9 protein-coding genes and 2 tRNA genes are annotated in these 12,292 nt (G+C 63.3%); all 11 read left to right on the top strand.

The window, feature by feature from the left end:
- Nucleotides 1–19 precede the first annotated feature (19 nt).
- Entirely contained in the window at nt 20–1,444 is a 1,425-nt protein-coding gene (gene dnaA, locus C3B78_RS00005; RefSeq protein WP_104996246.1) for a chromosomal replication initiator protein DnaA, read from the top strand.
- A gap of 524 nt (nt 1,445–1,968) precedes the next feature.
- On the top strand, nt 1,969–3,093 hold the full coding sequence (dnaN, locus tag C3B78_RS00010; RefSeq protein ID WP_104996247.1) for a DNA polymerase III subunit beta: 1,125 nt from the start codon (nt 1,969–1,971) through the stop codon (nt 3,091–3,093).
- A gap of 117 nt (nt 3,094–3,210) precedes the next feature.
- Nucleotides 3,211–4,095, top strand: coding sequence for a phosphogluconate dehydrogenase (NAD(+)-dependent, decarboxylating) (gene gnd, locus C3B78_RS00015; RefSeq protein ID WP_104996248.1), 885 nt, complete (start codon nt 3,211–3,213; stop codon nt 4,093–4,095).
- Between the two features lie 46 nt (nt 4,096–4,141).
- Nucleotides 4,142–5,353, top strand: a complete 1,212-nt coding sequence (recF, locus tag C3B78_RS00020; protein WP_104996249.1) for a DNA replication/repair protein RecF — start codon at nt 4,142–4,144, stop codon at nt 5,351–5,353.
- Entirely contained in the window at nt 5,337–5,897 is a 561-nt protein-coding gene (locus tag C3B78_RS00025; protein ID WP_104996250.1) for a DUF721 domain-containing protein, read from the top strand. Before recF ends, C3B78_RS00025 begins: the two co-directional genes overlap by 17 nt.
- A gap of 380 nt (nt 5,898–6,277) precedes the next feature.
- Nucleotides 6,278–8,365: a DNA topoisomerase (ATP-hydrolyzing) subunit B gene (gene gyrB / locus C3B78_RS00030; RefSeq protein ID WP_104996251.1), complete on the top strand. Its 2,088-nt coding sequence runs from the start codon at nt 6,278–6,280 to the stop codon at nt 8,363–8,365.
- 57 nt (nt 8,366–8,422) lie between these two features.
- Entirely contained in the window at nt 8,423–11,101 is a 2,679-nt protein-coding gene (gene gyrA / locus C3B78_RS00035; RefSeq protein WP_104996252.1) for a DNA gyrase subunit A, read from the top strand.
- A complete protein-coding gene (locus C3B78_RS00040) occupies nt 11,094–11,762 on the top strand; it encodes a DUF3566 domain-containing protein (RefSeq protein WP_104996253.1) in 669 nt (222 codons plus the stop codon). The genes gyrA and C3B78_RS00040 overlap by 8 nt, the downstream gene beginning before the upstream one ends.
- 98 nt (nt 11,763–11,860) lie before the next feature.
- A tRNA-Ile gene (locus C3B78_RS00045) sits at nt 11,861–11,934 on the top strand.
- A gap of 67 nt (nt 11,935–12,001) precedes the next feature.
- Nucleotides 12,002–12,118, top strand: coding sequence for a DLW-39 family protein (locus C3B78_RS19925; RefSeq protein WP_234005471.1), 117 nt, complete (start codon nt 12,002–12,004; stop codon nt 12,116–12,118).
- A 70-nt stretch (nt 12,119–12,188) separates the two neighbouring features.
- Nucleotides 12,189–12,264 (top strand) — tRNA-Ala (locus tag C3B78_RS00050).
- Nucleotides 12,265–12,292 lie beyond the last annotated feature (28 nt).

The following is a 12,292-nucleotide window of genomic DNA, read 5'->3' on the forward strand; positions in this document are numbered from 1 at the left end:
GTTTTGAGGGAACCGATTGATGACAGTAGACGAAGCCAACCACGCCAATACTGTCGGAAGTTCCTGGCGGCGCGTTGTCAGCCTGCTGGAACAGGACCACCGCGTTTCACCGCGGCAGCGCGGCTTTGTCATCCTCGCCCAGGCGCAGGGCCTGATCGGGTCCACCCTCCTGGTGGCAGTTCCCAACGAACTCACCCGCGAAGTGCTCCAGACCCAGGTCAAGGACGCCCTGGATGACGCACTGCACAACGTTTTCTCCGAGGACATCCGGTGCGCGATCGACGTGGACACGGACCTGGTGCCTATCCACAAAGAACCCGAGCCCGTCGTCGTCGAGCCGTCCTTCTCCCCGGACCAGCTCATCGAGCAGAAGCCGCAGCCCATGCTGCCCAGCACTTCCCACGAGTTCGGCCGCCTGAACCCTAAGTACGTCTTCGACACGTTCGTCATCGGCTCCTCCAACCGCTTCGCGCACGCAGCGGCCGTCGCCGTCGCTGAAGCACCGGCGAAGGCCTACAACCCGCTGTTCATCTACGGTGATTCCGGGCTGGGCAAGACGCACCTGCTGCACGCCATCGGCCACTACGCCCGCCGGCTCTACAGCGGCATCCGCGTCCGCTACGTCAACTCCGAAGAGTTCACCAACGACTTCATCAACTCCATCCGTGACGATGAAGGCGCCAGCTTCAAGACCACGTACCGCAACGTGGACGTACTGCTCATCGATGACATCCAGTTCCTCGCGGGCAAGGACCGGACGCTGGAGGAGTTCTTCCACACGTTCAATTCCCTGCACAACAACAACAAGCAGGTGGTCATCACCTCGGACCAGCCGCCCAAGCTGCTGGCAGGATTCGAGGACCGCATGAAGTCCCGCTTTGAGTGGGGCCTCCTCACGGACATCCAGCCGCCCGAACTCGAAACCCGCATCGCCATCCTCCGCAAGAAGGCCCTGAGCGAAGGGCTTTCTGCTCCGGATGACGCGCTGGAGTACATCGCGTCCAAGATCTCCAGCAACATCCGCGAACTTGAAGGTGCCCTGATCCGGGTCACTGCCTTTGCAAGCCTCAACCGCCAGCCTGTGGACGTGGCACTTGCGGAAATGGTCCTCAAGGACCTCATTACCGACGACGGCGCCCAGGAGATCACGTCCAGCCAGATCCTCCAGCAGACCGCCGAGTACTTCAAGCTGAGCATGGAAGAGCTGTGCAGCAAGTCGAGGACCCGGACCCTGGTGACAGCACGCCAGATTGCCATGTACCTGTGCCGCGAGCTCACCGATATGTCGCTGCCCAAGATCGGCCAGGAACTTGGCGGCCGCGACCACACCACCGTGATCCACGCCGACCGGAAGATCCGCGAGCTGATGGCGGAACGGCGTGTGATCTACAACCAGGTGACAGAGCTGACCAACCGGATCAAGCAGCAGCAGCGCGACTCCTAGCCGGCGCACCCATACCTTATTAACAGGTGCATGTGGATAAGCCTGTGGATACTTAAGGGGACAACCGCGGTTAATGGGCTTAAAACCCTTAAGGCGCCTGTGGATTCGAGAAATCGCGAAAAATCTTGTCCCCATCCACACCCTGTTTAAAACCTGCGCCACCCACACTGGATGAACAGGGCTTAACCCCTGAATCCCGCGGCAGGGGAAGGTTATCCACAGTTTCCACAGCAGTTATTAACACTACTAATCCCAAGAAATTGAAATCCCTCAAACAACAAGACCTCCGCGCTCGTCCAGACCACACCGGGCCGGGCGGCCCTTCGGGCAGCGGAGAGCATCGGGGATGGGTTAATCCCCGATCTTCCGGCTAAGCTGTCAGCAGCGCTCCCATCCTTGGGTTTTCGTGTGGTTCCTGCAGCACGGACCATGCAGGTTCAGGTGGTGGGGCACCCCACTTTTAGGAACTGCCTGCGGGTAGTTCCAGGTCTTATGGCAGCAGCAATGAAAGGCGGCACCCTTCCGTGAAGTTCAGAGTCGATCGGGACGTCCTGGCAGAAGCCGTCACCTGGACAGCCCGGTCGTTGTCTCCGCGGCCGCCTGTGCCAGTCCTGTCCGGCCTGCTGTTGAAGGCTGAAGCCGGCACGGTCAGCCTCTCCAGCTTTGACTACGAGACCTCTGCCCGCCTGGAAATCGCAGCTGACGTCAGGGACGAAGGCACCATCCTGGTATCCGGCCGGCTCCTGGCGGACATCTGCCGCAGCCTCCCTTCGGCACCGGTGGACGTCGAAACGGACGGCAACAAGGTCACCCTGACCTGCCGTCGAAGCAGCTTCCACCTCGCCACAATGCCCGAGGCCGAGTACCCCCCGCTTCCTGCGCTCCCGGCAATCAGCGGAACTGTCCCCGGTGATTCCTTCGCCCAAGCGGTGTCACAGGTCATCATTGCCGCCAGCAAGGATGACACCCTCCCCATCCTCACCGGTGTGCGGATGGAGATCGAGGACGACCTCATCACGCTGCTCGCCACTGACCGATACCGCCTTGCCATGCGCGAAGTGCCGTGGAAGCCGGTCACCCCGGGCATCTCCACCAGCGCCCTTGTCAAGGCAAAAACCCTGAACGAAGTCGCCAAGACCCTCGGTAACAGCGGGGACATCAACCTTGCACTCGCCGACGACGACAGCAGGCTTATCGGTTTCGAGAGCGGCGGACGAACCACCACCTCGTTGCTGGTGGACGGGGACTACCCCAAGATCCGCTCGCTGTTCCCGGACTCGACTCCCATCCACGCGACAGTGCAGACCCAGGAGCTTGTTGAAGCGGTACGCCGCGTCTCCCTGGTGGCTGAACGTAACACCCCCGTCCGTCTCGCGTTCACCCAGGGGCTCCTGAACCTGGACGCCGGCACCGGAGAGGACGCCCAGGCATCCGAGGAACTCGAGGCCCAGCTTTCCGGTGACGACATCACGGTGGCCTTCAACCCCCACTACCTGGTGGAAGGCCTCAGCGTGATCGAGACCAAGTTCGTCCGGTTCTCGTTCACCACTGCGCCCAAACCGGCCATGATCACAGCCCAGGCGGACGCCGACGGCGAGGACCAGGATGATTACCGCTACCTCGTGATGCCCGTCCGCCTCCCCAACTAGCACCCTCCAACTAGGTAGCGCTAAGTGTCGTTTTGGAGGTTCAAAACGACACTTAGCGCTACCTAGTTGGGAACACGGTCCCGCAGCCACACCTCTAGCGCAGAAACGAGTTCCAGAATGCACATTGGACTGATCGGCCTTGGCAAAATGGGATTCAACATGCGCGAACGGCTGCGCAAGGGCGGCGTGGAGGTCACCGGTTTCGACCGGAACCCGGACATCACCGACGTCGCGACCCTTGATGAGCTTCTTGCCGCAGTCCCGGTTCCGCGGCTGATCTGGGTCATGGTTCCCGCCGGCGCAATCACGGACGCCGTCATCACCGAGCTCGGCGAAAAGCTGGACCAAGGCGACCTGGTGATCGACGGCGGCAATTCCCGCTTCACCGAGGACCAAAAGCATGGCGAACTTCTCGGGGCCAAGGGCATCCGCTTCGCAGACTGCGGCGTGTCCGGCGGAGTCTGGGGGCTGCAGAACGGCTACGGCCTGATGGCGGGCGGAGATGCTGCGGATATTGAACGCGCACTTCCAGTGTTTGATGCCCTGCGCCCGGAGGGCGAACGCGAAGACAGCTTTGTGCATGTGGGCGGGATCGGCGCAGGCCACTACGCCAAGATGGTCCACAACGGGATCGAATACGGCCTGATGCAGGCGTATGCCGAGGGATACCAGTTGCTGGCTTCCAAGGACATCATCAACGACCTCCCCGGCACCTTCCGCGCCTGGCAAAAAGGCACTGTGGTCCGGTCCTGGCTGCTGGACCTGCTGGTCAAGGCGCTGGATGAGGATCCGGGGCTGCAGAACATCGACGACTACGTCGAGGATTCGGGTGAGGGCAGATGGACGGTGGAAGAGGCCATTGCCAACGCAATTCCTGCCCCGGCCATCACCGCGGCACTGTTCGCCCGCTTCGAATCTCGCGAGGACAGCTCCCCGGCCATGAAAATGGTGTCCGCCCTGCGCCACCAGTTCGGCGGGCACGCCACCCGTCCAGCCAAGTAGCATCCACCCGGGAACCCGCGAGGTTCCCAGAATTGCCGAAATCCGCGTGTACCTCGAACACCTCTCCCTGACTGACTTCCGCAGTTACGCCCAGGTTGACCTTGCCCTGGGTCCGGGCGTCACTGTCCTGGTTGGATACAACGGCATCGGCAAGACCAACCTGATGGAGGCCATCGGCTACCTGGCTACCCTCAGCTCCCACCGTGTCAGCTCGGATGCACCCCTCTTGCGGTTTGGAACGGACCGGGCTTTGGTGAGGGCTCGCCTGGTCCGGGGCGGACAGACTACGGTCCTGGAACTTGAGATCAACGCAGGGCGGGCAAACCGCGGCCGAATCAACCGCAGTAATCCGGTTCGCGCCCGTGACTTGCTCGGCATCTGCCAGACGGTCCTCTTCGCTCCGGAGGACCTGGCCTTGGTCAAGGGGGATCCTTCTAACCGGCGCCGTTTCCTGGACGAGTTGCTCGCGAGCCTCATTCCGCATCATGCCGCAACGCGGAGCGATTACGACCGCGTGTTGAAGCAGCGCAATGCGTTGCTGAAGTCTGCCCGCGCAGGCAAATTCACTCCCGCCCATGAGGCAACGCTGGATGTGTGGGACCAGCACATGGCGAAGGCCGGCGCGGAACTCCTCCACGCAAGGCTTGAACTGGTGGAGCGGATCCGCCCGCACCTGGCGCGGGCGTATGCTGACCTGACCGACGGGTCAAAACCGGCAGATGCCGTCTACCGCTCCACCCTCCAGGACCAGGTGGACGACGACGGCGCAGCGCTGCCTCCCGCTGCGGGCAGCGCGGCTGGAGGTACTTCGGCGGACGTGGAGGACCTGCGCCAGTTCTCCGTGGACCAGTTGGCGGAGCGGTACGTCCGCGCCTTCGCCGAATCCCGCCGTAAGGAACTCGAACGGGGCATTTCGCTCGTGGGACCGCACCGCGACGAGCTGGAACTCATCCTCGGCCAGGCGCCGGCCAAGGGTTATGCCTCGCATGGGGAAACATGGTCCATGTGCCTCTCGCTGCGGCTCGCCTCCTACTACGTGATGCTGGACGACGCCCGTACCGGAGGGTCGGCTCCCATCCTGATCCTCGACGACGTTTTTGCCGAGCTGGACGTCCAGCGGCGGCGTAAACTGGCCGCAATAGTCTCCGGCGCGGAGCAGGTCCTGGTGACCGCCGCCGTCGACGCCGACATCCCGGAAGAGCTGTCCGGACGGCGGGTGAAAGTCATCCCGGGAGGTATTGATGAGCAGGGACAATGAGAAGGGCGGCGGGCTCCAGCCCGGCCGCGATCCCGACAACATCGATGCCCCGCAGGTTGCCCTGAACCGGATGCGCGAGGCCGCCGCAGCGCGGGGCGAAATCCGCAGGGCAGCGCACCGCCCGGGCACCCCCAAGGCGAAAAAGGGCACCCGCGACACCCGCGGCTTCAGCCAGTTCCACGCGACGGGCCGCGACCCCCTTGGCCTGGGCAAGGTGGTGGGGCGCCTGGTGGCGGAACGAGGATGGACCTCCCCGGTGGCGGTGGGGTCCGTGATGGCTGAATGGGCAACCCTGGTCGGGCCTGAAATCTCGGCCCACTGCATCCCGGAAAGTTTCACCGACACCACCCTGCACGTCCGCTGCGACTCAACTGCCTGGGCCACCCAGCTGCGGCTCCTTAGCACCAGCCTCCTGGAAAAGTTCCGGGTGGAATTGGGCGACGGGGTGGTGACCAGCATCCAGGTGCTTGGCCCTGCGGCTCCGAGCTGGCGCAAGGGTGGCCGCTCGGTAAACGGCCGGGGCCCCCGGGACACTTACGGGTAGTGCCCGGCACCGTCCTCTTGATAATCCGCCCAACGGCGTGTAGAGGCCTGTAAGGGATGCCGGGCGTATAGGCACCCGGAGGCCGTACCTCCAACGCGCCCTAGGCGCGGCCAACGCCCTCGCATGGGCACACCACTGCCCACCGACGGCCCCGGAATGCGGGGAAATGGGCTGGCGCGCGGTAGAATCTGTGTAGATAACTGGGCGCGGGTGAAACGTTGACTGAGTCCGTTTTCGCGCGCTCACAGCACGCGGAGTGCGGATCCCCACCATCAGCAGGCCACCGGCGCTATAAGTTTGTGCCTGTTGGCGGATGACTTTCCTGATCCAGGAGGGGACTCGGCCGGCCATCATCGAGAACAGAGGAGTCGACAGCGCCTGTGGCTAACGACAATACAGATATTCTGGCAGCTGAACCCGCAGTCGAGGATGCCCGTACGCCTGACACCCCGGCTGCATCGGCGACGCCGCGTGAATACGGTGCCAGCGACATCACTGTCCTTGAAGGCCTGGAAGCGGTACGGAAACGCCCGGGCATGTACATCGGTTCAACCGGACCCCGCGGGCTCCACCACCTTGTTTACGAAGTTGTTGACAACTCGGTGGATGAGGCCCTTGCCGGCTACTGCACCCACATTGAGGTTGTCCTGCAGGCCGACGGCGGCGTGAAAGTTGTGGACGACGGCCGCGGCATTCCCGTCGACATGCACCCCACGGAGCACAAGCCCACGGTTGAAGTGGTCATGACCATCCTGCACGCCGGCGGAAAATTCGGCGGCGGCGGTTATGCGGTTTCCGGCGGCCTCCACGGTGTCGGCATCTCCGTGGTCAACGCGCTTTCAAGCCGCGTGGACACTGAAGTGCGGCGCCAAGGCCATGTCTGGCGGATGTCCTTTGCGGACGGCGGCAAGCCGCAGGGCAGCCTGGTCAAGGGTGAGGAAACGGACCTTACGGGTACCACCCAGACCTTCTACCCGGATCCTGCGATCTTCGAAAGCACCGACTTCGACTTTGAGACGCTGCGTGCCCGCTTCCAACAGATGGCCTTCCTCAACAAGGGGCTTCGCATCACGCTGACGGACGAGCGCACCGCTGCTGAGGCGGATGCCGACGCCGACCTGGACCTGGACGCCGTGGTTACCGAGGGCGAAGTCAGCGCAGAGCACCGCACCGTGGTGTACCAGTACGACGAAGGCCTGCTGGACTACGTCAAGCACCTGAACTCCGGCAAGAAGGTGGATGTGGTCCATGAGGACGTCATCGCCTTCGAAACTGAGGACAAAGAGCGCAAGATAGCCCTCGAGATGGCGATGCAGTGGACCAACGCCTACTCCGAGAGCGTGCACACGTACGCCAACACCATCAACACCCATGAGGGCGGAACCCACGAAGAAGGCTTCCGCGCTGCCATGACGTCCCTGATCAACCGCTACGCGCGTGAGAAGGGAATCATCAAGGAAAAAGACGACAACCTCACCGGTGACGACATCCGCGAAGGCCTCACCGCCGTCATTTCCGTCAAGCTTGCCGAGCCCCAGTTCGAGGGCCAGACCAAGACCAAACTCGGCAACTCCGAGGTCAAGGGCTTCGTGCAGCGCGTGGTCACCGACGGACTGGGTGACTGGCTGGAGCGCAACCCCGGACCCGCCCGGGACGTCATTCGGAAGGCGATCTCCGCAGCGCAGGCCCGAATGGCCGCGCGCAAGGCACGGGACAACGCCCGCCGGAAGAGCCCGCTGGAATCCTTCGGCATGCCGGGCAAGCTCTCCGACTGCTCCTCGAAGAATCCGGAGAAGTGCGAGGTCTACATCGTGGAGGGTGACTCCGCCGGCGGCTCTGCCAAACGCGGCCGCAATCCGGAGACCCAGGCCATCCTGCCCCTGCGCGGAAAGATCCTGAACGTGGAGCGCGCGCGCCTGGACAAAGCGTTGGGCAACGCCGAAGTCCAGTCCATGATCACCGCCTTCGGGACCGGTATCGGCGAGGATTTCGACCTCTCCAAGCTCCGGTACCACAAGATCGTCCTGATGGCGGATGCCGACGTGGACGGACAGCACATCACCACCCTGCTGATGACCCTGCTGTTCCGCTACATGCGTCCCCTCATTGAGAACGGCTATGTCTACCTCGCCCAGCCGCCGCTGTACCGCATCAAGTGGTCCAACGCAGCCCACGATTACGTTTACAGCGACCGCGAACGCGACGCGAAACTCGTGGCCGGCCAGGCGGCCGGACGCCGGATTCCCAAGGACAACGGCATTCAGCGCTACAAGGGCCTCGGCGAAATGGACTACACCGAACTGTGGGACACCACCATGGATCCGGACCACCGCACCCTGCTGCAGGTGACGATGGACGACGCCCTCGCGGCGGACCAGATCTTCTCGATCCTAATGGGCGAGGACGTTGAATCACGCCGCAACTTCATTCAGCAGAACGCCAAGGACGTCAGGTTCCTCGATATCTAGGAAGCTCGCCGTCCTAATATTCGGAATCTCACATATACCTGAAACGGAAAATAATTAATGAGCGACGAAACACCCGAGAACCCGGCGTCCGACGCCGGCACTCCGGACACCGTTCTTGAAGGCGACGTGCTGATCGACCGCGTGGAGCAGGTGGACCTCCAGACAGAAATGCAGCGGTCCTACCTGGACTACGCAATGGCTGTCATTGTGGGCCGTGCCCTTCCGGACGTCCGGGACGGCCTGAAGCCGGTCCACCGGCGGGTCCTTTATGCGATGTTCGACGGCGGTTACCGCCCGGACCGTTCCTTCAACAAGTGTGCCCGTGTGGTGGGCGAGGTCATGGGCCAGTACCACCCGCACGGCGACACGGCGATCTACGACGCTTTGGTCCGCCTCATCCAGGACTGGACCATGCGCTACCCCCTGGCCCTCGGCCAGGGCAACTTCGGCTCCCCGGGCAATGATGGCGCGGCGGCACCCCGGTACACCGAAACGAAGATGGCTCCGCTTGCCATGGAAATGGTCCGGGACATCGACGAGGAAACCGTCGATTTCCAGGACAACTACGACGGCAAGAACCAGGAACCCACCATCCTCCCCGCCAGGTTCCCCAACCTGCTGGTGAACGGATCCTCCGGCATCGCCGTCGGCATGGCCACCAACATTCCGCCGCACAACCTCCGCGAGGTGGCGGACGGCGTGCAGTGGTACCTGGCCAACCCCGGCGCCAGCCGCGAAGAACTGCTGGAAGAACTCCTGCTGCGGGTCAAGGGTCCCGATTTCCCCACCGGAGCCACCATCCTGGGCCACAAGGGCATCGAGGATGCCTACCGGACCGGCCGCGGCTCCGTCACCATGCGTGCGGTGGTAAACGTCGAAGAGCTGCAGGGACGCACCTGCCTGGTGGTCACCGAGCTGCCGTACCAGGCAAATCCGGACAACCTGGCCATCAAGATCGCCGAACTGGTCAAGGACGGCAAGATCCAGGGCATTGCGGACCTCCGCGATGAGACTTCCGGCCGCACCGGCCAGCGGCTGGTCATCGTGCTGAAACGCGATGCCGTGGCCAAGGTGGTGCTGAACAACCTTTACAAGCACACCGATCTGCAGACCAATTTTTCGGCGAATATGCTTGCGATTGTTGACGGCGTGCCCCGGACCCTGAGCCTGGACGCCTTCATCCGGCACTGGGTGACCCACCAGATGGATGTCATTGCCCGCCGCACGCGGTACCGGCTGCGCAAGGCGGAGGAAGAAGCCCACATCCTGCGGGCGCTGCTGAAAGCACTGGACATGCTGGACGAGGTAATTGCCCTCATCCGCGCTTCCAACACCACCGAAGCGGCACGTGACGGACTGATGGAACTGCTGGACATCGACGAACTGCAGGCCAGAGCCATCCTGGACATGCAGCTGCGCCGCCTCGCCGCCCTGGAGCGCCAGAAGATCCAGGACCGGCACGCGGAACTTGAAGCGCTGATCGCCGAGTACAACGAAATCCTTGGTTCGGAGCAGCGCCAGCGCGAGATCATCAGCACCGAGCTCGGCGAAATCGTGGACAAGCACGGGGACGACCGCCGTACCCGGATCCTCATGGGCTTCGACGGCGACATGTCCATGGAAGACCTGATTCCCGAAGAGGAGATGGTGGTCACCATTACGCGCGGTGGCTACGTCAAGCGAACCCGCAGCGACAACTACCGTTCGCAGCAGCGCGGCGGCAAGGGGATCAAGGGTGCCCAGCTCCGCGGGGACGACGTCGTTGAGCACTTCTTCGTCACCACCACCCACCACTGGCTGCTGTTCTTCACCAACCTGGGCCGCGTGTACCGGGCCAAGGCCTATGAGCTGATGGAAGCGGGCCGCGACGCCAAGGGCCAGCACGTGGCCAACCTCATGGCGTTCCAGCCGGACGAACACATCGCCCAGGTCCTGGACCTGAAGGACTACCAGCAGGCGCCGTATTTGGTCCTGGCCACCAAACGCGGGCTGGTCAAGAAGACCCGGCTTGAGGATTACGACACCAACCGTTCTGCCGGCGTGATTGCCATCAACCTGCGCGACGGCGACGAGTTGGTGTCCGCACAGCTGGTTTCGGAAACTGACGACCTCTTGCTGGTGTCCCGCAAGGGCCAGTCCATCCGCTTCACCGCCACCGAGGATGCCCTCCGGCCCATGGGCCGGGCAACCTCCGGAGTCACCGGAATGAAGTTCCGCGAGGAGGATGAACTGCTGGCTGCCAACGTGGTGACCGACGGCTCCTACGTCTTCATCGTGACCGAGGGCGGGTATGCCAAGCGGACAGCGGTAGAGGAATACCGGCTTCAGGGACGCGGCGGGCTGGGCATCAAGGTAGCCAAGCTCGCGGAAGAACGCGGCGACCTCGTGGGCGCGCTGATCGTCCAGGAAGAGGACGAGGTGCTGGTGGTGATGGAGGGCGGCAAAGTGGTTCGGTCCTCCGTTGCCGGCGTCCCCGCCAAGGGCCGTGACACCATGGGCGTGATCTTTGCCAAGCCGGACAAAAACGACCGGATTATCGAGGTGGCACGCAACAGCGAACGCGGCCTTGAGGGCGAGGAATCACCGGAGGATGACGTAACGTTGGCTGAAGACGGCGGATCCCTCGAGGAATCAGCCAGCCCAGCATTGGCAGAAGAATCACCGGCCGTTGAGTCAGAGGACGCCTCGGGCAACGCTGAGCCGAACGAAGACCAAACGGAGGTAACGAGTGAGTAATCCCGACTCATTTCCCAAGTCGAACAATACCGTTCCCGACGGCAGCCGGCCCTCAGCCGCTCCCCGGGTCAACGCCCCCGTTCGTCCCCAACAGCGCCCTGCCGCACCAGCCTCCGCCCAGGGGCAGCGCCCGGTGGTCCCAGGCCAGCGGCCGGCCCAGGGCGACCGGCCTGCCGGACCGCCTGCACAGCGTCCTGTGGGACAGCCCGGCCAGCGCCCGGCACCCGGCCAGCGCCCGCCGTCGGGCGTTCCCGGGCAGGGCACCCCGGGCCTGGTCAAGCCTGCTCCGAAAGCCAAGGTTCGGCGTGCCCGGCTGCTGATCAGCAAGGTGGACCCGTGGTCCGTCCTGAAGATGGCGTTCCTGCTGTCCGTCGCACTGGGAATTGTCACGGTGGTGGCCGCCATTGTGCTGTGGACCGTTCTCGACCTCACCGGTATCTTCGACCAGGTGGACAGCCTGCTGGGCACCCTGGCCGGCTCCGAGGGCGGCGGCTTTGAGCTGAAGAAGGTGGCTTCGCTCGGACAGGTGGCATCCTTCGCCACCATCATCGCGGTGGTGAACGTGGTCCTGCTGACCGCTCTCTCCATGCTCTCGGCAGTGCTCTACAACATCTCTGCCACCCTTGTGGGCGGCATCGGCGTCACCCTTACGGACGACTAGGGTCCCCGCTTTCGCCGGCCGGATACCGGCGAAAATGCCCGATTTGAGATCGGGCCGGGATGTGCTGTAAAGTCATGTCTCGGCCCGATGAGGCATCGGGGCGTATAGCTCAGGCGGTTAGAGCGCTTCGCTGATAACGAAGAGGTCCCAGGTTCAAGTCCTGGTACGCCCACGGAACCTGTGCAGGTTCAAGCAGGTCTGGTTCGCGTAACCCGCAGCCCGGCCGGAACGGGGAGCATGTGAAGAAGTTGCTTGTACTGGCAGCAGCGATCGCAGGCGTCCTGCTCTACCGGAAAGCACAGGAATCCGAAGCCCGGAAAGATGCCTGGAGCAAGTCAACCGACTCGGTGGACTAGCGCCGGGCCCGGACTGGAGCTGGTCAAGCGGCTCCTGGTTCTAGGGTATGATTGACGGGTTGCTTCTTATGGGGGCATGGCGCAATTGGTAGCGCACCTGCTTTGCAAGCAGGGGGTTCGGGGTTCGAGTCCCCGTGCCTCCACCATAGGAAAGTCCCGGTCAGCGGAAACGCC

It is taken from the genome of Arthrobacter sp. PGP41 (assembly GCF_002953935.1).
In the GTDB taxonomy this organism is placed as follows: Bacteria; Actinomycetota; Actinomycetes; order Actinomycetales; family Micrococcaceae; genus Arthrobacter.